This window comes from Priestia sp. ABM2_011, from assembly GCF_056158845.1.
Genome location: NZ_JBSWUB010000001.1, coordinates 685,065 through 707,851, shown reverse-complemented (window position 1 = coordinate 707,851; position 22,787 = coordinate 685,065). Strand labels below are relative to the sequence as shown.

The 22,787-nt window shown below is 38.4% G+C and carries 22 protein-coding genes; 4 read left to right on the top strand and 18 right to left on the bottom strand.

The window, feature by feature from the left end:
- Nucleotides 1-387: 387 nt before the first annotated feature.
- From ACXAE4_RS03825 to ACXAE4_RS03810, 4 genes are all read right to left on the bottom strand, one after another.
- Nucleotides 388-1,464 (bottom strand): bifunctional 3-deoxy-7-phosphoheptulonate synthase/chorismate mutase, encoded by a 1,077-nt coding sequence (locus tag ACXAE4_RS03825; protein ID WP_475235502.1) that lies wholly within the window; start codon nucleotides 1,462-1,464, stop codon nucleotides 388-390.
- Nucleotides 1,465-1,690: 226 nt separating this feature from the next.
- Nucleotides 1,691-2,014 carry a bacillithiol system redox-active protein YtxJ gene (gene ytxJ, locus ACXAE4_RS03820; protein ID WP_071270278.1) on the bottom strand — a complete coding sequence of 108 codons (324 nt, stop codon included), beginning with the start codon at nucleotides 2,012-2,014 and terminating at the stop codon, nucleotides 1,691-1,693.
- Nucleotides 2,015-2,264: 250 nt separating this feature from the next.
- On the bottom strand, nucleotides 2,265-2,720 hold the full coding sequence (locus ACXAE4_RS03815) for a YtxH domain-containing protein (protein WP_013059496.1): 456 nt from the start codon (nucleotides 2,718-2,720) through the stop codon (nucleotides 2,265-2,267).
- Between the two features lie 27 nt (nucleotides 2,721-2,747).
- Entirely contained in the window at nucleotides 2,748-3,233 is a 486-nt protein-coding gene (locus ACXAE4_RS03810; RefSeq protein WP_221814384.1) for a DUF948 domain-containing protein, read from the bottom strand.
- Between the two features lie 282 nt (nucleotides 3,234-3,515).
- Here ACXAE4_RS03810 and ACXAE4_RS03805 point away from each other — a divergent pair, with 282 nt between their 5' ends.
- Nucleotides 3,516-4,631 (top strand): aminopeptidase, encoded by a 1,116-nt coding sequence (locus tag ACXAE4_RS03805; protein WP_221814385.1) that lies wholly within the window; start codon nucleotides 3,516-3,518, stop codon nucleotides 4,629-4,631.
- A 41-nt stretch (nucleotides 4,632-4,672) separates the two neighbouring features.
- On the opposite strand, the gene murC is transcribed toward ACXAE4_RS03805, so the two are convergent.
- From murC to ACXAE4_RS03765, 8 genes are all read right to left on the bottom strand, one after another.
- The gene (gene murC / locus ACXAE4_RS03800; RefSeq protein WP_013059499.1) at nucleotides 4,673-5,974 is read right to left on the bottom strand and encodes a UDP-N-acetylmuramate--L-alanine ligase; all 1,302 of its coding nucleotides are present in this window, start codon (nucleotides 5,972-5,974) and stop codon (nucleotides 4,673-4,675) included.
- 185 nt (nucleotides 5,975-6,159) lie between these two features.
- The gene (locus ACXAE4_RS03795) at nucleotides 6,160-6,813 is read right to left on the bottom strand and encodes a hypothetical protein (RefSeq protein WP_028411819.1); all 654 of its coding nucleotides are present in this window, start codon (nucleotides 6,811-6,813) and stop codon (nucleotides 6,160-6,162) included.
- A 340-nt stretch (nucleotides 6,814-7,153) separates the two neighbouring features.
- Nucleotides 7,154-10,255 (bottom strand): DNA translocase FtsK, encoded by a 3,102-nt coding sequence (locus ACXAE4_RS03790; RefSeq protein ID WP_028411820.1) that lies wholly within the window; start codon nucleotides 10,253-10,255, stop codon nucleotides 7,154-7,156.
- A 429-nt stretch (nucleotides 10,256-10,684) separates the two neighbouring features.
- Nucleotides 10,685-11,290, bottom strand: a complete 606-nt coding sequence (gene ytpR / locus ACXAE4_RS03785; protein WP_028411821.1) for a YtpR family tRNA-binding protein — start codon at nucleotides 11,288-11,290, stop codon at nucleotides 10,685-10,687.
- Nucleotides 11,291-11,292: 2 nt separating this feature from the next.
- A complete protein-coding gene (locus tag ACXAE4_RS03780) occupies nucleotides 11,293-12,105 on the bottom strand; it encodes a DUF1444 domain-containing protein (protein WP_080754456.1) in 813 nt (270 codons plus the stop codon).
- 72 nt (nucleotides 12,106-12,177) lie between these two features.
- A complete protein-coding gene (locus ACXAE4_RS03775; RefSeq protein WP_028411823.1) occupies nucleotides 12,178-12,495 on the bottom strand; it encodes a thioredoxin family protein in 318 nt (105 codons plus the stop codon).
- 153 nt (nucleotides 12,496-12,648) lie between these two features.
- On the bottom strand, nucleotides 12,649-13,173 hold the full coding sequence (locus ACXAE4_RS03770; protein WP_289578514.1) for a DUF84 family protein: 525 nt from the start codon (nucleotides 13,171-13,173) through the stop codon (nucleotides 12,649-12,651).
- 58 nt (nucleotides 13,174-13,231) lie between these two features.
- On the bottom strand, nucleotides 13,232-14,305 hold the full coding sequence (locus tag ACXAE4_RS03765; protein WP_013059506.1) for a M42 family metallopeptidase: 1,074 nt from the start codon (nucleotides 14,303-14,305) through the stop codon (nucleotides 13,232-13,234).
- Nucleotides 14,306-14,457: 152 nt separating this feature from the next.
- On the opposite strand from ACXAE4_RS03765, the gene ACXAE4_RS03760 reads away from it, so the two are divergent.
- The gene (locus tag ACXAE4_RS03760) at nucleotides 14,458-14,769 is read left to right on the top strand and encodes a PepSY domain-containing protein (protein ID WP_028411825.1); all 312 of its coding nucleotides are present in this window, start codon (nucleotides 14,458-14,460) and stop codon (nucleotides 14,767-14,769) included.
- Here the strand turns inward: ACXAE4_RS03760 and ACXAE4_RS03755 are convergent.
- Together ACXAE4_RS03755 and trmB are read right to left on the bottom strand one after the other, a co-directional pair.
- Nucleotides 14,738-15,595 carry a YtnP family quorum-quenching lactonase gene (locus ACXAE4_RS03755; protein ID WP_155010575.1) on the bottom strand — a complete coding sequence of 286 codons (858 nt, stop codon included), beginning with the start codon at nucleotides 15,593-15,595 and terminating at the stop codon, nucleotides 14,738-14,740. The two genes, ACXAE4_RS03760 and ACXAE4_RS03755, sit on opposite strands and share 32 nt — an antisense overlap.
- 75 nt (nucleotides 15,596-15,670) lie before the next feature.
- Complete coding sequence (gene trmB / locus ACXAE4_RS03750) at nucleotides 15,671-16,321, bottom strand: tRNA (guanosine(46)-N7)-methyltransferase TrmB (RefSeq protein WP_028411827.1); 651 nt, start codon at nucleotides 16,319-16,321, stop codon at nucleotides 15,671-15,673.
- A gap of 127 nt (nucleotides 16,322-16,448) precedes the next feature.
- On the opposite strand from trmB, the gene ACXAE4_RS03745 reads away from it, so the two are divergent.
- Entirely contained in the window at nucleotides 16,449-16,727 is a 279-nt protein-coding gene (locus ACXAE4_RS03745; protein ID WP_028411828.1) for a YtzH-like family protein, read from the top strand.
- Nucleotides 16,728-16,733: 6 nt separating this feature from the next.
- Here the strand turns inward: ACXAE4_RS03745 and ACXAE4_RS03740 are convergent, their stop codons facing one another.
- The 4 genes from ACXAE4_RS03740 to thpR all read right to left on the bottom strand — a co-directional run bounded on the left by ACXAE4_RS03740 (nucleotide 16,734) and on the right by thpR (nucleotide 21,570).
- A complete protein-coding gene (locus tag ACXAE4_RS03740) occupies nucleotides 16,734-17,558 on the bottom strand; it encodes a phosphotransferase family protein (protein ID WP_186819758.1) in 825 nt (274 codons plus the stop codon).
- A gap of 161 nt (nucleotides 17,559-17,719) precedes the next feature.
- Nucleotides 17,720-19,861, bottom strand: coding sequence for a type I pullulanase (gene pulA, locus ACXAE4_RS03735; protein ID WP_098999245.1), 2,142 nt, complete (start codon nucleotides 19,859-19,861; stop codon nucleotides 17,720-17,722).
- 92 nt (nucleotides 19,862-19,953) lie between these two features.
- Complete coding sequence (locus ACXAE4_RS03730; protein WP_028411831.1) at nucleotides 19,954-20,880, bottom strand: hypothetical protein; 927 nt, start codon at nucleotides 20,878-20,880, stop codon at nucleotides 19,954-19,956.
- 135 nt (nucleotides 20,881-21,015) lie between these two features.
- Entirely contained in the window at nucleotides 21,016-21,570 is a 555-nt protein-coding gene (gene thpR / locus ACXAE4_RS03725; protein WP_028411832.1) for an RNA 2',3'-cyclic phosphodiesterase, read from the bottom strand.
- A gap of 189 nt (nucleotides 21,571-21,759) precedes the next feature.
- Between thpR and cysK the strand changes: the two genes are divergently transcribed.
- On the top strand, nucleotides 21,760-22,692 hold the full coding sequence (gene cysK, locus ACXAE4_RS03720) for a cysteine synthase A (RefSeq protein WP_033579594.1): 933 nt from the start codon (nucleotides 21,760-21,762) through the stop codon (nucleotides 22,690-22,692).
- Nucleotides 22,693-22,787: the final 95 nt, after the last annotated feature.

Genomic DNA, 22,787 nt, shown 5'->3' with positions numbered 1-22,787 from the left:
TATTACGTGTGCAAAGACAATTTTACCAGTTTATATGTAACAATGTAAAAGACAGTGTATAGTAAGTAAATAAAAAAAGTGAATCGCGAATTTATATCATATGCAATCACAGAATGATAGCGAATATCTGTAACTACTATACGATACTATGTGCTTCATCGCAACGTATTTACCGACTTTTTCCGACAAGTTTCACGAGAATTTCATAAATTCTTGTTTTTTGGATTTGCACTTATTCTTTCCTATTTTGACAAAAGTTATCGACTGTTTTCAAAATACGTGATAATTTCGCTTATCTTTATTATAACGAAAGGCAAACAAGCTTGAAACCATTAAGTGCCTCAAACTTGTCATAAAAGTATACGAATTTTTCATTTTTACGTTTTTTTATAAATTTAAGTTACATATAGGCTTTAGCTGCTTCATAAATTCTGTAAATTGCGGAATATCCATTTGCTGAGCTGAGTCAGAAAGTGCTACCGCAGGATTTGGATGAACTTCTGCCATAATTCCATCCGCACCAATGGCAAGAGCCGCTTTAGCCGTTGGAACAAGTAAATCTCGTCTTCCTGTTGAATGCGTCACATCAACTAAAACAGGTAAATGAGTTTCTTGTTTTAAAATGGGAACGGCTGAAATATCCAGCGTATTTCGCGTTGCTCGCTCATACGTACGAATTCCTCGTTCACACAAAATCAGCTGATCATTTCCTTTTGACACAATGTATTCAGCAGCATTAATAAACTCATCAATCGTAGCGGCTAAGCCTCGCTTTAATAAGACAGGCTTTTTCACCGCACCCGCTTCTTTTAATAGCTCAAAATTTTGCATATTACGAGCACCAATTTGAATCACATCTACGTATTCTACAGCTGTTTCAATATCAGCGGGGTCGACAATTTCACTAATAACGGCTAAATCATATTCGTCAGCTACTCTTTTTAAAATTTGCAGTCCTTCTAAGCCAAGGCCTTGAAAATCATAAGGAGATGTTCTTGGCTTATAGGCTCCCCCTCTAAGCATCCGCACGCCTTGCTGCTTTACGGCTTTTGCTACGGCTGCTACTTGCTCATAGCTTTCAACGGAACAAGGTCCTGCTACAAAACGCTGAAGTCCGTCACCAATTGTTTCTCCTTTTACCGTAACGATTGTATTTTCCGGCTTCTTTTTACGGGATACAAGAAGTGCTTTACGATGATCATCTTCTTGAAGCTCTAAATGAGCTTTGAAAATCTCTTTGAAAATATGTTGAAGCGTCGACGTTTGAAACGGTCCTTCGTTTTTGCTCAAAATGGCGTCAAGCATTGCTCGTTCACGAACAGGGTCAAACCGTTTGGTTGACTGCATTCCTTTTAACTTTCCTATTTCTTGAACAAGCTCTCCTCGCTCATTAATAAGCTTTAACAGTTTCATATTTACTTCGTCAATTTGAGATCGCAAATGCTGAAGATCTGAATTCGTCATGTACGTCCACCCTTTCACTGATTTTAAAAAATCTGTTTAGCAGGGTTACTACATAAGATGATAGATGATGGAGGATATATGTAAGAGGCTTCTCTGCTTTTATGTGCTAAACTACATCTATTGTACGAAAAAGCGGATGAAACCGCAATCAGCATATAAAAAAAACCGAACGATTAATCGTTCGGATTTCCTTCGCCTAAACTGATTTTGTCGCAGCCTCTTTCAATTAATGAGCTACGTTTTTCGCTAATTCTTCTTCGTTAATGTTCCAGTGAGAACCGTGCCACTTCACTTTCCCATCTTCAAACAGAAGCGCTTGAGGTGATTCATGCTTCACTTCATACGTTTCAGCAATATAGTTAGATACATCTCGTGAATCTTGCACATGAAGATAATAAGAAGGAATGTCTTCATGACTAGAAGCAAACGCTGAAAATGCCTCATGACCAGCTGCACTAATTGGACACGTGGTGCTGTGCTTTAAAAATAAAAAGCGATTGTTTTCCTTAACAATTTGTTCGAACTCTTCAACTGTTGAAATCTTTTTCATTTTTTTCACCCTTTCTGTACTTACTCTTAAGTTTACATGGTTTGACCGTTTCCATACAAAAAGAGTGCTCAGCTTTATGTATAATGCTAATGAATTTATTTATAAGGTGAAGTTATTTTCAGCATAGAAAGAAAAGAACTTGTTAAATTAAAATCCCTCTGATGAAACTAACATTTACTTGCCGTTACCCAACCTAAATTACATACAAAAAAAGCGTTCACCCTATAGGGTAAACGCTTTTGATTCTTTATTATGGTCGTGGCACTGTGCTTTCCACTTCATCTAGTGCTTTTTGAGCTTCTGTTAGCTTCTGCTGAACGTCTTCGTTGCTTTGAGACTCAACTTCATCAGCAAGCACTTCTAAGCTCGTTGGCGGTAATGCTTCGTGTTCAGGATCTACTTTACGGAAGTTTTTCACCTTGTCCACTACTTGTGAAGATTGCTCAGACAGTGTTTGCGATAAACCAGCTGTTTTTTCTTTAGCCGTTTGAGCAAACCCTTGTCCTTTTTCAACAGCGCTGTTTTTCGCTTGCTCCGTTTTTAAACGAACGTAAGCTGCCTGCTCATTTAAATCAGAACGGAACTCTTTACCTGATTTTGGCGCAAGTAGTAATGCCGTTGCAGCTCCTACAACTCCTCCAATCACTGTTCCTACTAAAAAGCCTTTATTTGAAGTGTTGTTTGGTTTATTTGGTTTGTTTGACATATGCGTCTCCTCCTTTAAAGTTCATCCTTATGAAAATGAGCGTGAGCGTTGAACCGCTTTTTCTTTTACTTCAACAGGTACAGGCTCCACGTCAACTTTTTTCTGTTTTCTTAATTTTATACGTTCCCATACGTCTAATGCAACATTGCTCCACTGAACGACTTGAGCAACAGTTTCTTTATTTTCTTCTACTTTCTCTGAAACGCTTGATGATACGCTTTTAATAGACTTATTTAAATCTTGGATTGAATCACCTACGCCTTTAACAGAATCCACCACTGTGTTCAGCGCTTCAGATTTACGCTGAATATCTTCAGCTAACAGATTAGTCTTATGTAAAAGTGCAGTTGTTTCAACTGTGATTCCTGTCATTTGCTTTTCTACACCGTCTAAAGTACCTGCCACTGAATTTAATGTGTGCTGAACGGATTTCAATGTTTTGGACACGGAAACCACCAGGTAAAAAATCGCAATGGCAACAATAGCAGCGCTTAAATAAAGAATAATAACCATCTGTGCAAGGCACCTCCTATTTTCATCTCTCTTGTTATAACTACTTTCCCAATTTTATAAACAATTAAACCTTCTATTCCCTATAGACTCTTTAACTTTACCATATTCTCTCTGCTTTTATTCATAAAAAGGGAAGATTGCTACATTATTTCGCGATATATGAGTTATTTCCCTTCCTAAAGAAAAAAAGGATTTTAAAGCATAAAAACAAACAAAATAAGCTCAGTGGGGTACAATAGAAAGTGAATCACCAATCATTGTTATTTTAAGGAGGCACTATTTATGAAAGACCCTAGAATTGCAACATTAGCTAAAAATTTAATTAATTATTCTGTTCGCCTTCAAAAAGGAGAAAAAGTATTAATCGAAAACTTTGGACTTCAACGCGAACTTGTGACGGCACTTGTAGATGAAGCGTACAAGGTCGGTGGCTATCCGTTTGTACTGCTAAAAGATCATTCGGTAGACCGAGCTCTTTTAAACGGTGCACAAGAAGAGCAGTTCAATATGATGGCAGACTTCGAAGCAAATGTGATGAAAGAAATGGATGCTTATATTGGCTTGCGTTCTGGTTCAAACATTTTTGAACAATCAGACGTTCCGGCAGATAAAATGAAAATCCAAGGGAATACGATCGGTAAAAAAGTACATAGAGAAATTCGCGTTCCAAAAACAAAATGGGTTGTTCTTCGCTATCCAAACGATTCAATGGCGCAGCTCGCTAAAATGAGTACAGAAGCATTTGAAGATTTTTACTTTGATGTATGTAACTTAGACTATGGCAAAATGAGCAAAGCGATGGATGCTTTAGTTGAGCTCATGAACCGTACGGACAAAGTGCGTTTAACAGGTGAGAATACGGACTTAACGTTCTCTATTAAAGATATTCCTGCAGTGAAATGTGCCGGGGAAATGAATATTCCGGACGGTGAAGTATACACGGCTCCTGTCCGTGATTCTGTAAACGGAACAATTTCTTACAACACTCCTTCTAACTATCAAGGCTTTACGTTTGAGAATGTATCCTTAACATTTAAAAACGGTAAGATTGTTGAAGCAACCGCTAATGATACAGAACGCATCAACGGCATTTTTGATACGGATGAAGGTGCTCGTTTTGTTGGCGAATTTGCGATTGGTGTAAATCCGTATATTCAACATCCAATGCAAGACATTTTATTTGATGAAAAAATTGACGGAAGCTTCCACTTCACTCCTGGCGAGTGCTACGAAGATGCGTATAATGGAAACAAGTCAAATATTCACTGGGACATGGTGATGATTCAGCGCCCAGAATACGGCGGCGGTGAGATTTATTTCGATGACGTGTTGATTCGTAAAGACGGGCTATTTGTCATTGAGGAATTAAAAGCGTTAAATCCTGAAAATTTAAAATGAGTTTTGAAATAAAAAAAGGCACTCAGGAGAGTGCCTTTTTTTTATGATACGGTCTGCTGATATAGTTTTTCAAACTTTTGAATGTCTCCAGCACCCATAAATACTAATACAGCTTCATTATGGTCTTTTAACGATTCAATTGTTTCTTCATTAATTAATTCAGCTCCGCTGATTTTGCTTCGTAAATCTTCAATTGATAATTTACCTTGATGCTCACGAGCTGATCCAAAAATGTCACATAGATATACTTTATCAGCGTGCTGTAAGCTTGCTGCAAAGTCCTCTAAGAACGTTTGTGTACGCGTAAACGTATGCGGTTGGAAAACAGCCACAACTTCACGGTTTGGATACTTTTGACGAGCAGCTGAAATCGTTGCATTAATTTCCGTTGGATGGTGTGCATAATCATCGATTAGCACTTGTTTACCAACGTTCTTTTCACTGAAACGACGCTTTACACCTTGATATGTTTTAAAACGCTCTTGCAGCACAGCAACGTCAATTTCTTCATAATGACAAAGTGCAATAACGGAAAGTGCATTTAAGATGTTATGGTCGCCATACCCTGGAATCTCAAATGATGCGTGGAATGTATTTCGAACGAACACATCAAATGTTGTACCTGTTGTGCTTTTTACGATATTACGTGCTTGGAAATCATTTTCTTCGCCTAATCCGTAATAAAGAACAGGTACCTTCGCTTGAATTTGCTGCAGATGTTCATCGTCTCCACAGGCAATAATTCCTTTTTTGACTTGAAGTGCCATCTCTTGGAACGCGCTAAATACATCATCGATATTGGCAAAATAATCAGGGTGATCAAAATCAATATTCGTCATAATTGCATAGTCTGGCGTATAAGATAAGAAGTGGCGGCGATACTCACATGCCTCAAACGCAAAATACTTGCTGTCTTTTACACCTTTACCCGTACCGTCTCCAATTAAATATGAAGTAGGTTCAGCTCCTTGAATCACATGCGCTAACATACCCGTTGTGGATGTTTTTCCGTGTGCTCCTGTTACGGCTACACTCGTATACTGTTTCATAAAGTCACCTAAGAAACGGTGATAGCGTACAAGCTTGACTCCTTCTTTTGAAGCTGCTTCTGCAATTTCTTCATGCGTATCAGGAAAAGCATTTCCTGCAATTACAGTCATGCCGTCTTTAATATTATTTTTATCAAATGGTAAAACAGGAATTCCCTGCTGTTCTAGTGCTTTTTGCGTAAAAATTTCTTTTTCAATATCCGATCCTTGAACTTGAAAGCCCATATCGTTTAGGATTTGCGCAAGCGCACTCATTCCTGTTCCTTTAATACCTACAAAATGGTAAACTGTCATATAAAGAACCTCCAACATTCGTCTATCTGTAAGACAGTATATGACGGTTATCTAGAATTGCTCTTACAAACGTATATAAATGTCGTTTGATTGCTGATTTCACGATAACATTCGTACATTATATCACTTCTTATAACATAACTCCATGACTCCATTTCTACTCTCTTCCCTTGCGAAACGGCCTTTTATTTTGGCTTCATCACATAGTATATAGCCTGCTGTTTTAAAAACGATCGCCATGTCATTGCATTTTTTTTGTCATTATATTGGGTTACTAATTGTTCAATGCGTTGTTTATGTCCTAAAAAGAAAGAGTCAATTAACACGTCATATCCGATTGATTTTATTTTTCGAATCCAAATTACTTGTTGTTCCTCTAAATTTGCAAATCTTCCTCTTACATCTTTGATGATAACCTGCTCATTTGTCAATGGGGTATATCCTTTTAAGAAAAACGAATTAGGTACTTTAGACACAATAATTGGCTCTAGTACACTCGTCAAAAAAAAGGCTCCTTGAATTAAAAACGACTCTGTTTTCTGCTTCGCCTGATCAGCTAAAAACAGCTGCAGCAGGGTTTTCCCCTGAATGGTTACATATTCAAATGCAAACCACTGAAAAAATAATTGTTCATGGGAATCAGATAGAGCCGCCTCATGAGGCAAGTTTACTAACTCTTTAAATAGATGTGAAGCCCGCACTTTTTCTCGTATATTCGTATAGCGGTTCACAAAAAAGAAATATTGATTGTAAAAGTCGCAAATAGCATTATCAGACTGAAGCTGCTTTTGTTCACGAATTTCATTAAAGTTAATCAGTTCATGATTTTCTTCTGTCATTACTCTTCACTCGTACTCTAATTATTTTGGTTTGTCCTCTTTAAACGCCTTCAGCTCATATGTTTCAGCTGGTGAGAAATGATAGCAAACTATCACATGCTAAAAAAGCAAAACACACATTATCCTTACATATAGTAAATCATTTTACTAGTTCTGACAAACCTTTTCCTTTTTTTCCTGATGGATTTCTTCCAAAATCCCTACTCAAATTCTGTATAAACGAACTTAAAGCAGGAAAAAAAGAGGCGGCGGATACAGTGACAGAGCGTTAGCTCACATAAAGCTGTATCCTGCTGATTTTGCATAGCCTCTTTTTTTAACCTACATGCAGAAAAACAGCTTAAAATGTAGAAGTGGCTGTTTGACTTTCCATTTCCTGAAGCTCGTTTTCGGTAATGAGCACATCTCTCGGCTTGCTTCCTCTTGCTTCTGAAATAATTCCTTGCTGCTCCATCATATCAATTAGGCGCGCTGCGCGATTGTACCCCATTCTGAAGCGTCTTTGCAGACTGGAAGTAGATGCACCGCCTTGGTCTAGCACAAACTCGCATGCTTCATAGAAAAGCTCATCTTCTTCATTTGAAGCAAAGCTTTGCTGCTTTTTCAACAAATCTTCTTGATCAAATAAGTATGTTGGCTTCATTTGCTTTTTGACATGATCTACAACGCGATCAATTTCTTCATCTGAAACAAAGTTCCCTTGAATTCGAACGCTTTTAGAAGATCCGTTTTCAAGAAGCAGCATATCACCTTTACCTAATAGCTTCTCTGCTCCTCCTGTGTCGATAATTGTACGTGAATCAACTTGCGAAGAAACAGAAAATGCGATACGCGTTGGCACATTTGCTTTAATTAAGCCTGTAATAACATCTACGGAAGGACGCTGCGTTGCAAGCAATAAGTGAATGCCACACGCTCTTGCCTTTTGTGCAATACGGCAAATAGCTTCCTCTACTTCCCCTGGAGATACCATCATCAAGTCGGCAAGTTCATCAATAATAATAACTAGATACGGCAGCTCCCCGCTTTTTTCATTATGTTCTTTTACACGTTCGTTGTATTTTGTAATATCACGTACGCCCGCATGTGCAAACAGTTCGTAACGGCGCTCCATTTCCTCTACTGCCCACTTTAAAGCTGTAGTAGCTGCTTTCGCATCCGTGATAACCGGGCTGACTAAATGCGGAATGCCGTTGTAAGGAGCTAGCTCAACCATTTTAGGGTCAATTAACATAAGCTTGACTTCGTGTGGCGCAGCTTTATAAAGCAAGCTGACGATAATGGTATTAATACACACACTTTTACCAGACCCCGTCGCTCCAGCAATTAAACCGTGAGGCATTTTGTTCAAGTCAGTCACAACCGGCGTTCCTGAAATATCTAACCCTAACGCCACCGTTAAAGGAGAGTTATCTTTTCTAAAAGAAGGATGCCTCAAAATTTCGCGAATTAACACCGGCTTACTTTGACGATTTGGCACTTCAATTCCAATCGTATTTTTCCCTGGAATTGGCGCTTCAATTCGAATATCACGCGCGGCTAGGCTCAGTTTAATATCATCTGTTAAATTCGTAATTTTGTTCACTTTCACACCGGGCTCAGGATGTACTTCAAATCTGGTTACGGTAGGACCTTGCGTGACGTTTACGACCTTAGCTCGAACGTTAAAGTTTTTTAATGTCATATCCAAAAGCTCACGCTGCTCATCCGCCCATTGATTATCTTCTTCAATAGCAGCTGGAGGAATGTTAAGCAAGTTCATTCCAGGAAATGCATAAGGAGAAGAAGCTTTTACATTTACAGGTTCTTCAGATTTTAATGAAGCCTGCGGAACCACTTCTTCGGTTTTTTCACCGTGAACTTCTTCTTGCCTACTTACTTCCGTTTTTTTTTGCAGAGCTTCTGCCTCCTGCCTTTGGTATGAACCTTGGGACGACTGACTTTTTTCTCGAGCGCTGTTATCCATCTTCGTGCGGTCTTTTTTCAGCATCATTACGTTAAAAGGCACTAATCGCTTACCGCGAGCTCGTTCAGCATTCCCTGGCTGTTCTGCAGGTACAAGAGGTTCTACAGCTGACTCTTGCTGTACTTGTCCTTGTAACTCTTGACTTTCTTGCATCCTGCTCTCTTCCTCTTTTATCACTGAATTTTCAAGCTCTCGGTGCACAACAGCGGATACCGCTTCTGGTTGCCATTCATCAGCTGCGGGTTGCGATGGATGTAAACTTTCAGAATTCAGCTCATGTTCTGCTTCAACATGAACACTGTTTGTTGGCTCTTCTAGAATGACGTGACTTTCTTTTTCAGCGGCTGGAACTTCTTCTCTCTTTCTAGGCTTTAGTGCTTCTACTTCTTCTGCTTGTAAAAACGCTGGGCTTTCTTCCATCAACGTTTCTGCTCCTGCCTCTTCAGCTTCATTTCCGATTTCTTGTTGGAAAGAAACGGATGATTCAAACGGAGGCGTTTCCTTTGAAATTGGAGCCTCTTCAGCTACTGCTGTTTCTTCCGCCAAATCCCAGTCGGTAGCTTTCTCTTTTGCCACTAACGGTTCGACCGCATGTGATTCTTCAAAAGTTGGAACCTCTTCCTGTTCTTTTACGGCTACTGAAGAACTTGGCTTTTCTTCAGGAAATGATATCTTCTCTTTTTGATTTTCCTCATATTGCTTCCACTGAGCAAAACGCTGAGAAGACAGTTGCATCATTTCTTCCGTTTCTTGAATCTGTGCTTCTTCCGCTATAGGCTTAGAAACTGGTTTTCTTAACGGCTCTACAACAGACGTATTCATCGCTCGTCGGTAAATTTCATCTTCAAACGCTGCTTTTGATAACTGTGTACTCGGAAGCTCATATTCTACTACTTCCTCACTTCCGTTTTGTACAACATTAGAAGGCCGCTTATTAAACCCATAAACAGGTGAAGGGATTTCAGTCGGACGGAACGGACGTTTTCTTACTTGCGGAATCGCTTCTTTCTTTTCAGATACCGCTTTTAACGGCTGAGATACTGACTTAGGCTGCGTTAGCGCCGACTTGCGAACAGGCTCTTGATAAAACGGAGCCGGTGCCTTTTTTGCTACAGGCCTTGGTTCATTTTTAGGAGCTGCTGCCTTTTTTGCTTCTCCGGTATCATCAATTAAAGGGAAACGAAACGTTCCTTTTGGGTATTGATAAGCTACTTTTGTATGAACATCTTGCTGCTCTTCACTGTAATTCCGCTTTTGCGTTCTGGCCGAGTGTGGAACAGAAGGTTTTGGCGCTGCTTTCATCACTGGCTTTTGATGAACTGACTGCATTTGTTTAGGCTTAGTAGCCTTCTTTTTAGGAATTGTTTTTTCTCTATTTAAAGGGTATTCTTCCGTTGTATTTCCATGTTCGTCTACAACGATTTCTTTCACTTCGTATCCTAGTAAATAATCCATTACTTTTCGTACAAAACCCATTTTTATCACTCTTTCTATCAGACTATCTTACTTCGTTTAGCCTCTTATATCGCAGTGCTGCGACATCTACAAAAAGCTATCCATGCATCCTTTATTTACCTTTGGCCTCAAAGTATTCTCTGAGATGGATATATATACTATCTTTTCATTTATCATTCTATCACGTATGCTTGAACTCTTACTATAAAATCTACTATTTTGCTTCCCTTATTTATACAGTAAAATTCCTCTTTGCAAAAATATTTTTTCATGTTTAATTAGCACTCATAATTAAACGCGAAAAAAGCCACTAGTCTAGACTAGTGGCTTTTAATTTTATCAAACCTTTTTAAGAATTGACAATTGCTTTTCAGCAACTGTAACGCTTTGAAATATACGTGTAAAAAAACATCCTGCTTTTGCCCTATAAATTAGTATCACACCCTGCTTTTATGCTTGAAAAGGCTGACCTACTTCATATTTGTCTTCAAGTACTAAAATCCCTTTTTCTTGAGGAGCGTTCGGAAGCGCCAGCTCTTTAGCAGAGCAAATCATGCCTGAAGAAGGTACACCGCGCAGCTCTGCATCTTTAATGATCATACCGCTTGGCATAACCGCTCCTACTTTTGCTACGACGACTTTTTGACCTGCGTCTACATTTGGTGCTCCACATACAATTTGAAGTGTTTCTGTGCCAACATCTACTTTACAGATGTTTAGCTTATCTGCATTTGGATGCTTTTCTTTTTCTTGAACATATCCAACTACAAACTTAGGAGATAAATCCACTTCAAGTTTACCTTCAAAACCGCTTTCGCTAAGTACACGATTTACTTCTTCCACCATTTCTTCTGTTAATTCAAGAGAACCATTTCCCTCTACTTTTAACTTAGAAGAAGCATGAAAGATGTTATAGCCAGCCGTTGTATTTGATTTTTGATCAAAGATACGCACAACGTCGCTTTTTGTTTCAAACGTGCGATTTTCAATTGCAATATCTTCTAGCTTGACGATTAACGTATCGCCGATACCTTCTTTATTATAAAAAAGATTCATAATTAGTCCCGTCCTTTACTGCGATTTTTTCCTAGAATAAAAATAGGTTCTAGCTCACCGTTTTCGTATAAAAATGAAAGAGCTGTGATGGGTACACGTCCACTTGCAAAAAAGCTCATGGTCATTTGCGCAAGAATATCATAACCCGTTTCGTTTTGGATATCAGCTAGAATCAGCACATCTTGATGAGGTACTGCTACAGCCATTGTGCCCGAAACACTAGAAGCAAAATCTTGCAAAAATGCCTCGTTAAGAATTCGGCTTGCATCGTATCCATCGTTCTGATTTACAAAATAAAAGTCATTGCCTGCTACCGTATCTTTTTTATGTGAAATCGGCAAAGAGCGAAGATTAAATTTAGCCATTTCCCGCACTGCGGATAGATCTAAATTTTCCTTACGAATTAGTTTCTCATCTAATAGACGATATGTATTGCCTAAATCAAGCGCATAATAAATGCGTGTTTCAGCTGTATGTTCATCATAAATCAACGGCACGTCTTCATTCGATTTATCCGGAAAAGACGTTGAGCGAATAACTGGATAAATGCGCTTTTCTTTTCCCGTTACCTGCTGTTCATCGTTCATAACACGAAGAGCTTCTTTTATATAATATACCATTTCATCTAGAGCCGCTTCCTTTTTTTCTTCCCATTTTGCAATTAGCCCGGGTAAAGAAATGGTTACACCTTTTTTCGTTTCCTTATGTTCAACGCGAAGCGTATCTTTTTCACGGTCAAATAAAAATGACCAATCCGCACCCGTTAATCGCTCTTCAAGTAGCTTTCTCATCTTTTGACTATTCATTTTCGCCATATTTACGCCTCCTTTTCTCATTTTTATGTATGAAGACTGATAGCAATTTATCGCTATCAGTCTTCACTTGTTTTATGCATTTAAGCCGTTAATGAACTCTTCAATTTCTTCTTTTGTTTTACGGTCTTTGCTGACAAAACGTCCTGTTTCTTCTCCGTTGCTGTAACCAACAAAGCTTGGAATACCAAAGATGCTTAATTCTGCACAAAGATCGATAAAGTCGTCGCGATCCACATAGTGAAATGTATACTCGCTATGATTCGCCTCAATTTCTGGAAGCACAGGCTCGATTACTCGGCAATCTGGGCACCAGTCTGCTGAAAACATCATGATATGCTTTCCCTCTTTAATGACTTCTTTGTATTGTTCAATTGTTTGCATTTTTTCCATTTTTCTTTCCTCCACTTTTTCTTTTACTTTCGTATTTAAACGGCTAAAGCCCCATACATTATTTAATCCTTCTACATCAAAACATAGTATATGAGTTGTTGCAACTATCATACACTGATGCTTTTCTATTATAAAGGGTTACAAAGAAATTTCCTATTGAACAGCTTGATTTGTCCTAAAATCCAGCTGTCCTTTTAGCATTAAAACAACTTGATAAAACATAGCGGTCCGATCTAAATTCCCATTGGTGAAAATGCCGATTGCTCCTTCTTTTTTTCGAATATTTTTTTGGTTTGTATACATTTCCATAGCTTCGGCTAATTCTTTTTTATCATGACGAAGCATGTCGGCTACCGCTTCAGGAAGCCGAATACGAGCTCCTCCACCTAAAATCGGTTCAAGGTCCTTAGAGGTAACAAGACTTCCCCAATTGCAAAGGAATAAGCCATGAGGTGTTTCCTGCACCCCTCCTTCGAGCCCAATGCCGATATCAGCACCTGTCTCTTTAACAGCAGCACGCGCGCGGTTAATCGCTCCTTGGATGGTTTCTTCATCAGAAAAAGGCTGTGGTGACACCCCGGACTGCACGTCTACCTCTACATATGTAAAAGTATCTCCAAATACTTTTTTTACTGCATTTACTTTTGTTGGGTTCTTCGTTCCGATTGCAATTTTCATTTTTTTCTCCTGTCATGATGAAACAAAGCAACCGCAAAAGCAGCTGCTTTGTTCTTCTTTATCCGTTTTGTTTAATCGTATCAAGCGTTGTTTGGTCTGTAGAGCGTACAAGTTTGACTAATAATTCTTTTGCAGCTGCATAGTCATCCACATGAATCATAGATGCATGGGTATGAATATAACGTGAACATACGCCGATCACTGCAGAAGGAACTCCGTTATTAGAAGTATGAACGCGCCCTGCATCCGTACCTCCTGGAGAAACGAAGTATTGATAAGGGATGCTGTTTGTCTCAGCTGTATCTAAGATAAATTCTCTCATTCCTCTATGTGTGACCATCGTACGGTCAAAGATACGAAGTAATACGCCTTTTCCTAATTGTCCAAATGCATTTTTATCGCCTGACGTATCGTTAGCAGGACTAGCATCTAGTGCATAAAACAAATCCGGTTTAATCATATTCGCAGCTGATTGAGCACCGCGAAGTCCTACTTCTTCTTGAACAGTAGCTCCAGAATATAAGATATTTGGCAATTTTTCATTTTTTACTTCTTTTAATAATTCAATCGCAAGTCCGCACCCATAGCGGTTATCCCATGCTTTTGCCAGTATTTTCTTTTCATTTGCCATTGGCGTAAACGGACAAATCGGTACAATTTGATCGCCAGGACGAATGCCCATTTCTGCTACTTCCTGCTTGCTATCTGCGCCCACATCAATCATCATATTTTTAATGGCCATTGGCTTGTTGCGCTGTGATTCGTCTAATAAATGGGGAGGGATAGAAGCAATTACGCCGGTGATAGGACCTTTTTTTGTCACAACATGGACGCGTTGAGCTAGAAGTACTTGACTCCACCATCCTCCTAGAGTTTGAAAACGAAGCATTCCTTTATCAGTTACAGACGTAACCATAAATCCTACTTCGTCCATATGTCCTGCTACCATTACTTTAGGACCTTTTTCTTCATTATAGCGAACGCCGAATAAACTTCCTAACCCATCTTGAATGACTTCATCTACAAGGGGTTCAATTTGCGAGCGCATAAATGAACGTACTTGATGTTCGTTTCCAGCGGCACCTGGTAACTCCGTTAATGTTTTAAATAGAGATAGCGTTTCATTGTTCATATATACTCTCCTTTATGTATCATTTTCTTTATTGTATCGAAAACCGGAAATAGTTGCTAGTTCCGTCCTTCTCTTCTATGACTCAACTTAACAAAGCATTCGACAATTTGATATAATGATGAAAACATATCCTTAAAAAGCAGGTGAATAACGTGAAATGGACTCAACTAATAGCAGGAGCTGCAGTCGGATTTGCAAGCGCTTATATTATTCAAAAAAGAACGTCGTCAATTTCCTCATCGGAAGCCCTTACGATTGTTAAAAGCGCTTTTAAACAAAATGGGGCAATCGACGGCTCATGGATTGAAACGACGACTAAGGTCATTCAAAAGCATGGTCTCTCTTTTTATGGTTATACAGGTGGAATTATCAGAACACGTGATGCAAAACAGGAACATTACGAGTTTTTCATTGATAAAAAAAGCGGTGCTATTATTGAATTGACGCTGAATACACCCGTTTAATTTCGTCAACTATTTCTCCTTTGTTATCCCATTTTACAGCTCGATAAAAAGCATCATGATAAAAACTTAGCCAAGCTTGATGCTCATAGGCATAAGCTAACCACTGCTGCTTTTGTTCAATCGAAGTCATTGGATAGTCATCATACGCCATTACCCATAAGACATTTTGATGTGCATGTGTTGGCAAAAGATCGCCCATGTGCACTAAGATGTCATTGTTTCCTTTTAATATAACTACAGCATGACCATCGCTGTGACCGCCGGTATGATGAACCGTTACTCCAGGCACAATTTCATCTTTGTCGCTAAATGTTATTACTTGATGCTGAATAAATTCCCAATTTTGTTTCCAATACGTATTTTTAGAACGTATATTAGGATTCCTCATTTCATTCCACTCGATGTCACTAACAAAAATTCTTGCATTTGGAAAAGCAGAGGAAAAGTTTCCGTTGATACATTTTGTTAAGCCTGACACATGATCAAAGTGGAGATGCGTCATAATGATATGAGTAATATCTTCGCACGTGAACCCTAACTTTTGTAAGTCTTCAGCAATAAATGATTCTTCCGTTACGCCAAAATGACGCTTTTTTTTCTCATCCAACATCCCATTTCCTATACCTGCATCAATTAACATGAGGTGTTTTTCAGTTTGAACGAGCAAAGGATCAGTCCTCATGGAAATTCGATTCCCGTCTGAAATGGGATATTTTTTTGTCCAAAGCTCTTTTGGAACAACACCAAACATTGCCCCTCCATCTAAATGATTATTCCCTCCACGAAGCCATGTAACTTTTAATTCGCCTATTGTTAGCGTTTCCATTTTACACCTCCATTATATTCCTTTTTATTTTATCACTATCCCCTTCTCTTTTTGAACAAAAAAAGACTGAGGAACTCAGTCTTTTTCATTCAGGTATTTTACTTCACAGCGGTAAATGCGGCTGCCTTTTTGTGAAAATTTCTCTTCATATTCCGTCATAACATTGCCTTCAAAATCGCTTTTATGCAAATCTAAGCTAATGTACTTGAGAAGAAGTCCATATTCTGAAAAGCTTGTCAATGAATACTCAAATAGCCCTTGATTATCTGTTTTAAAGTGAATTTCTCCACCATCAACCAGCAGATTTTCATACATGCTTAAGAACGTTTTGTATGTTAAGCGGCGCTTGGCATGTCTCTTTTTTGGCCATGGATCAGAGAAATTGAGATAAACGCGACCCACATCATTTTTTGCAAAAAACTCACTAAGATGGTTAGCATCTACATTCAACAACTTTAAATTTGGAAGCTCTTCTTCAATCAATCGTTCTAGAGCACTTAAGATGACACTTTCATACATTTCAATTCCAATATAGTTGATATGCGGATTTTGTTTAGCCATCCCTACTAAAAATTGGCCTTTTCCTGTTCCTACTTCAATATGAAGAGGATTTTCATTTCCAAAAACTTCTTTCCAGTTTCCTTTATACTCCGCTGGATTTGGAACCACGTATTGGGGATTTTCAGCAATTTTATCTTTTGCCCAAGGTTTGTTTCGTAATCTCATGTTGCACCTCTTTAATTTATTTTGACGCATTGAAAATGTCGGTTATTCGAAACAACCGACATTTTCATGCATAATTGTGTTTAGATAGAAAAAAATAAGAGCATCATACGAGAAAGGATGATGCTTAATGCCTTTAAATGCCGAACACCAAATGAATATAGTAAAAGATATTTTATCTAATCATCAAAGTGATTGCTGCGGAACGGTTGCGGAATGTGAACAGGTTGAACGTTTAATTCAATCAATGTTAGCAAAAGGATATGCTAGCACAGACGTACAAGCAACACTACAAAACGTTTATAAATACACGCAAGATGCAAAAAGTGCTGCTCATTTAGACGAACATATTCAAACCAATCAACAAAATTTATCACAATGGGTCCAAGAACTATCTACCTTGTCATAACCTTTGCTACTGTGCTTGAATGTCGTTGACGAGCAACATCCGAAGATATTCAAGCCAGTAATTCATTTCAGAATGTTCATTTTTCGAACGATGCCATTCAATGAATAAAATGGTTTGACTTATCACATACCACTTCATTCTCGTTTTCAAGTTCTCAGTTAGTTCAACCCCATAATGCTCAAGCCATTCTTCCCACTGAGATGGATTGATGTACCAATAAAGCAATAAACCTAAATCAATAGCAGGATCTGCAATCATCGCTCCGTCCCAATCGATTAAATATAGCTGCGTATTCTCTCCAAGCATCCAGTTATTGTGGTTCACATCACAGTGACATACCACATATTTATCTGTCTGAATGGACGGAAGCTCTGCTTGTAAATAGCTGATTCCCTGCTCTACAATACTCTCTTTTTGAAGTCGCTCGTCCACGTTCTCTAGAATATCGGCTAGCACGTCTCGGGGAAGAAGCGGTGTTTTCCCTAACCTTTTCAACATATCTAATAACTCGTTTGAATGATGAATTTTACTAAGCAATTCTGTCACTCGACTCGAATTCATATCTTTTGGTTTTAATTCTCGACCATCTAGCCAGTGCTGAGCTGTGATCACATCTCCATTTTCCATTCGTCTTGTCCACACGAGCTTCGGTACAATTCCTTCAGCTGACAATACTGCTAAAAAAGGTGATGAATTACGCTTTAAAAAAAGCTTTCGGTCTTGAAATTTTGCAAAATAAGCTTCTCCTGTCGCTCCGCCAGCAGGAGTAATTTCCCATTCGCTTCCTAATATATCTTCCAACCAATTCACCTTCAATTTCAACACACACATTTCGTTTAAAAATTTCACTCAATAAAGCAATCTATTAAGACATCATGACGTTATTTTCTTAGTAAATAAAAAAGACGGCTATTGAGGATATGTATCAATAGCCATCCTTTATAAATATTATCTCCATCACACTTTTTTCGTCAAGTGGTTGAAGACAATAATTACGTTTGAAATAAAATAAGAACGCTAAGCTTTGGAACATTTATAGCATTATCCTCTATAGTAGGATACCCATTTTTATATACTTTACAATGATCAAGTGCTATTTTCCATGGTCCTTCTGGCAAAACTACTTTTTCTTCCATTAGGCCTTGATTAAAAAACACAATAATATTCTTCCACGGATCGTAAGCCAATACGTTTGATAAGCAATAGCCAATAACGGATTTCGGCGTGTTTAGAAAAGAGACATGCTGCCTAATCGCTGAAGCATCCCCCAAGCGAAATGCATCGTGCTGTTTGCGAATACGAATCAGCTCTTGAACCCAATTCACATCAGAAGAAAATTCCCTTCTTCGATTCCAATCGAGTGCATTAATATCATCGGGTGAATTATAGCTGTTCTCTACGCCTTTTTTAGTGCGGTAAAACTCTTGACCACTATGAAGAAACGGTATGCCTTGTGAAAGAAGCACAATAGCAGTAGCAAGGCGATGACGACTTCTACGAGTGTCTTCGTCTTCTTCTCCGTTTGAATTCGTTAACTTATCCCACAGCGTATGATTATCATGTGATTCAACATAATTAATTGACTGTGCTGGATTTATAAATAAAGCGGGACTGTCTTCTTTATCCAGAATGCTACCCGCTATCACAGATTGCACTGCTTCTTTTTGATGAATATTCCCGCTGATAAAACCTTTTTCATACACATCGAACGTGCTTCCTTTTACAGAATCTCGAAAGCGGTCATTAAAATAGCCGATTTGAGGTGTTTGGCGGGCATTCGCCATCATTGCTTTTTGAGTGTGGGGAAGAGGCGTATTTAAATCCCAGCCTTCGCCAAACACCAAAATAGTAGAATCAATTTCATTTATTTTTTCCCGAATGATTTTCATCGTTTCTATATCTAAAATCCCCATGAGGTCAAAACGAAAACCATCAACATCGTACTCTTTTATCCAAAATAATACTGAATCGATAATAAACTTTTGCGCCATTTTCCGTTCAGAAGCAAAATCATTTCCTACTCCCGTCCCGTTCGAAGGCATCCCAAACTCATCATGTCGAAAATAATAGCCCGGAACAATTTTTTCAAAAGGTGATTCTTCTCGTACAAATACGTGATTATAAACTACATCTATAATAACACGGAATCCCTGTTGATGAAGCGTTGATATTAATTGCTTCACTTCAACAATACGAGTGGTGGGATTTGAAGGGTCAGCAGAGTAGCTTCCTTCCGGCACATTAAACAACAATGGATTATACCCCCAATTATAAGAAGCATGAGGATTTAATTCATCTACTCCGCCAAAGTCGTTAATAGGAAGAAATTCAAGATGGGTCACTCCTAGCTCTTTTAAATAATGGAGGCCTGTTGGTTTGCCTGGCTGACCGCTTGATTCAGTAACAGCTAGGTACGTACCTTTTTTTTCTATCCCGCTTGAAGGATGAATAGAAAAGTCTCGAACATGCATTTCGTAAATAACGGCATCCGTTGGCTGAAGGAAAGGCGGCTTTTCATGGGGATGAACATAGGCTGTATGAAGATTTATCAGAACTCCGTATTCACTATTTGCTGTAGCTGCAACGGCATAAGGGTCCACCGCTTCATTTGTCCGACCGTTTACATCTATTAAAAATCGATAATAATACCCTTCTTTATCTAAGGGAAGTTCCTTTTCCCATACGCCTTTTCTTTGACGAGTCATAACGTACAGTTCTTCTTCTCCGCTATTTGCATGTATTAATTTTAAAACCACTGCTGATGCAGTCGGGGCCCAGACTTTTATCATAATATGATCTGAATAAAAGGCTGCACCCAAATCATTTTGATTATAATAAAATCTTTCATCAAACTCTTTTGTTCGTATAACAGCCCCTACCTGCAACGGAACTTTCTGCCCGTGATTATCACAGATAACGTACGAATGTCCAATTTCTATGCTCTCTTCAACCTTACCTTCATATTTGATAAAACCTTCTAATTCATGTACGTTTTCAATAGAGATGGTCTCATGCATTTGTGCACCTTTAATCACAAAAAAATCAATTTGACCTTCATGATAAGAAGTTGGAACTAAAACAGTAATACGATCTATTTGATCTAAATAAGCCTGAAACTTATTATCACCAGTCATCCTTTTCTCCTCCTTATGCCAATTACCTCTTTAGTAGCATTATATGTAGCAAACGCAAAAACGAAAGCACTTTCATAGCATGAATGTTCGGATTATTCACCTGCTTCGAATTCCCGGTCAAAATAAATACTCTGGCTGTGTTCGAGCAGTACCTGAGCTGCTTTCATCTGTTTAAACTTTAAAGGCGCTTTAGATTTCCTAAGTTCATAAAACCATTCTTCATACTTTCTAGCATCTACAAATTCAACCTGATAAGGCTCCGCAGCGTAGTCAATGTATCCATTTCTGCTTAGTAATATTTTCTTTACGCTATGTTCAATATCGTGAGTACGATAGATACTTCGGACAATTTGCTCCATTCGATTTAACCCAATTAACGGATTTAATATCTTTTTTTGATCTCTTCCTCTTAACTCTGTCCAAAAATTTTCTTTTGAATACTGAAAAACAGCACTTTTATATGTTTCTATTAAACAAATACAGAGGGTTTCCGTTGGAGTAACAATAATGATATCCCCTTCTACCGGAGCTTTATTAATCAGGAAAACAGGCTTGTACATCACGAGATACGTATCAGGAAAGCGCTGAATAAAATAACGGAGAGCTTCATCATGGTAATATTTACGATCTGCTTGCGAGAACTCAAATAAAGTGGATGTAGCCCATTTCATTTGAAGATCAAATACATTTTCTAAAAACAATATTTTCAAATCTTCCGCTGTTTGTGGAAGAGTTGTAAACCTCAATAGCTCTTGATTTTCCACGCTATCGCTAGAGAACGCTTCTTCCACTTCAAGCGTTTCTTTTTTCCTTGTAAACCGCTCTTTTGCTTTTTGCAAAAATGAACGTTGAGCTTTTGTTTCTTCTTTTACAGGAGGGCCATGTAATAGCCCTTGTTCAAACAATTGCTTTGCTTTCTTCCAATTATGTTTTTTTAAATGATTAAACTGAGACGTGTAGTGATAAACGTCTTTTTCATAACGGGAAATATAATCTTGCACCTTAAGTAGCTGCGCCACGTTTACATCAATCCCCTAATTAAAATTCCTCTAACACTTGGTTCACCGATTGTTTCTCTATTATCATCGGCGTTTTCTTTCCTTTAATAAGAGTGATCTTTAAATAACCTCTCTCCATGCTTGTATGTTCATATGCTACTGTGACTGCAATGAAAAAGATAGTATTTTTTTATATTTAGGTTTGCTAGCAGGGTGAACTTCAAAAAGGGCAAATGAACTTACTTGAAACTGTTCTTCAACCGACGTTTGCTTTAACTGCTCTTCCGAAAGCCCGGCTTCCCCTCCCCACTTCTTTGCAATCGTAATATGAGGACGATAAGGACGTTTTTCGTATAAGCCGCTTAGGTCTCCCCATACAGCTTGTATATCCCTTTGTAGATTCACAAGCTTATCATTTGGCTTAAGGCTTACATAAAGCACTCTAGGCTTGTTATACGCACCGAACACATCGTACTGAACGGTCTGCAGTGAAAAACTTGAATGACGGGAGGCTACTTCTTTTAAGCGGTTAATCAGCTTTTCCTTTTTGTTATCTACAAATCCTAAGAATTGTAGTGTTATATGATAATCGTCAGGGTATGTCCATTGTTTAAAAGGAAAAGGTGTTAATTCTTTTGCCCAATTTTCTGCCTGATATGCAATGGAGACTGGCACGTTGATTCCAATAAAATAGTGTTGATCACTTTTCATCAAATCCCTCCTTTTCTTTTCATTATCTTTCCCCAATTTGTCATGTTCAAAAAGAGCTAGATTTATTTTAAAGGTTTTCTGGATCAAATAGAGAGGTTTTTCTGAAAATTTGTCATGTGCTTAAAAAATAAGAAATTGTGTTATCATAGAAATAATACAGAGAATTTTTATAAGAAAAGGATGAGAAAAATGAAAGTTGTTAACAATATGGCTGATTTGATTGGCGAGACACCTCTTGTTAAATTGAATCGTCTTCAACCAGCAGATGGAGCATCCGTTTACTTAAAACTAGAATTTTTTAATCCGAGCCGTAGTGTAAAAGACCGTGCTGCTTTTAATATGATCGTGGAAGCTGAAAAAGCAGGCTTGCTCAATGAAAATTCCACCATTATTGAACCAACGAGCGGAAATACAGGTATTGGCTTAGCTATGAATGCAGCAGCAAGAGGGTATCGTTCTATTTTAGTCATGCCCGATACGATGACTCAAGAACGAATTAACTTGTTAAAAGCATATGGTGCTGAAGTTGTTCTAACACCTGGCGATGAAAAAATGCCTGGCGCAATCCGTAAGGCAGAAGAGCTTACAAAAGAAATTCCAAATGCATTTATGCCCATGCAGTTTGAAAATAATGCAAACCCTGACGCACATCGAAAAACGACTGCTAAGGAAATTATTGAGGCAATGAACGATTTAGGAAAAGACCTATCTGCTTTTGTTGCTACTGCTGGAACAGGCGGAACGATCACGGGCACAGGTGAAGTCCTAAGAGAAAACTACCCAAATATGACCGTTCATGTTGTGGAACCAGCTGGGTCTCCTGTATTATCTGGAGGAAGACCTGGAAAGCACAAGCTTGTAGGAACAAGCCCTGGATTTATTCCTGATACGCTTAACATAGAGGTTTACGACGAAATTTTAAAAATTAAAGATGAACAAGCCTACGATATTACGCGACGCCTAGCTTCTGAAGAAGGGATTTTAGTCGGTCCTTCATCTGGCGCTGCGTGCTATGCTGCTATCGAGGTAGCCAAAAAATTATCTCCTGATCAAGTGGTCGTATGTATTGCTTGCGATACAGGTGAACGTTATTTATCAAGCGACCTATTCTCATATGAATAATAAAGAGGCTGGAACAAAAGGATTTTAGCCCAAATGAAAAACGAACCATGAATCAACATGTTTGATTCATGGTTCGTTTTTTTGTGATGGTGAAT

What these genes read in the sequence shown, in the direction of transcription:
- ACXAE4_RS03805 (WP_221814385.1), top strand. Translation starts at nt 3,516, where the DNA reads ATGAAAGACCCTAGAATTGCAACATTAGCTAAAAATTTAATTAATTAT.
- ytxJ (WP_071270278.1), bottom strand. Translation starts at nt 2,014, where the DNA reads ATGAAAAAGATTTCAACAGTTGAAGAGTTCGAACAAATTGTTAAGGAA.
- trmB (WP_028411827.1), bottom strand. Translation starts at nt 16,321, where the DNA reads ATGAGATTACGAAACAAACCTTGGGCAAAAGATAAAATTGCTGAAAAT.
- ACXAE4_RS03740 (WP_186819758.1), bottom strand. Translation starts at nt 17,558, where the DNA reads ATGTGTGTGTTGAAATTGAAGGTGAATTGGTTGGAAGATATATTAGGA.
- ACXAE4_RS03780 (WP_080754456.1), bottom strand. Translation starts at nt 12,105, where the DNA reads ATGGCGAAAATGAATAGTCAAAAGATGAGAAAGCTACTTGAAGAGCGA.
- ACXAE4_RS03825 (WP_475235502.1), bottom strand. Translation starts at nt 1,464, where the DNA reads ATGACGAATTCAGATCTTCAGCATTTGCGATCTCAAATTGACGAAGTA.
- ACXAE4_RS03810 (WP_221814384.1), bottom strand. Translation starts at nt 3,233, where the DNA reads ATGGTTATTATTCTTTATTTAAGCGCTGCTATTGTTGCCATTGCGATT.
- ACXAE4_RS03790 (WP_028411820.1), bottom strand. Translation starts at nt 10,255, where the DNA reads ATGGGTTTTGTACGAAAAGTAATGGATTATTTACTAGGATACGAAGTG.
- ACXAE4_RS03745 (WP_028411828.1), top strand. Translation starts at nt 16,449, where the DNA reads ATGCCTTTAAATGCCGAACACCAAATGAATATAGTAAAAGATATTTTA.
- ACXAE4_RS03775 (WP_028411823.1), bottom strand. Translation starts at nt 12,495, where the DNA reads ATGGAAAAAATGCAAACAATTGAACAATACAAAGAAGTCATTAAAGAG.
- ACXAE4_RS03755 (WP_155010575.1), bottom strand. Translation starts at nt 15,595, where the DNA reads ATGGAAACGCTAACAATAGGCGAATTAAAAGTTACATGGCTTCGTGGA.
- ytpR (WP_028411821.1), bottom strand. Translation starts at nt 11,290, where the DNA reads ATGAATCTTTTTTATAATAAAGAAGGTATCGGCGATACGTTAATCGTC.
- pulA (WP_098999245.1), bottom strand. Translation starts at nt 19,861, where the DNA reads ATGACTGGTGATAATAAGTTTCAGGCTTATTTAGATCAAATAGATCGT.
- ACXAE4_RS03765 (WP_013059506.1), bottom strand. Translation starts at nt 14,305, where the DNA reads ATGAACAATGAAACGCTATCTCTATTTAAAACATTAACGGAGTTACCA.
- cysK (WP_033579594.1), top strand. Translation starts at nt 21,760, where the DNA reads ATGAAAGTTGTTAACAATATGGCTGATTTGATTGGCGAGACACCTCTT.
- thpR (WP_028411832.1), bottom strand. Translation starts at nt 21,570, where the DNA reads ATGAAAAGTGATCAACACTATTTTATTGGAATCAACGTGCCAGTCTCC.
- ACXAE4_RS03770 (WP_289578514.1), bottom strand. Translation starts at nt 13,173, where the DNA reads ATGAAAATTGCAATCGGAACGAAGAACCCAACAAAAGTAAATGCAGTA.
- ACXAE4_RS03795 (WP_028411819.1), bottom strand. Translation starts at nt 6,813, where the DNA reads ATGACAGAAGAAAATCATGAACTGATTAACTTTAATGAAATTCGTGAA.
- murC (WP_013059499.1), bottom strand. Translation starts at nt 5,974, where the DNA reads ATGACAGTTTACCATTTTGTAGGTATTAAAGGAACAGGAATGAGTGCG.
- ACXAE4_RS03815 (WP_013059496.1), bottom strand. Translation starts at nt 2,720, where the DNA reads ATGTCAAACAAACCAAATAAACCAAACAACACTTCAAATAAAGGCTTT.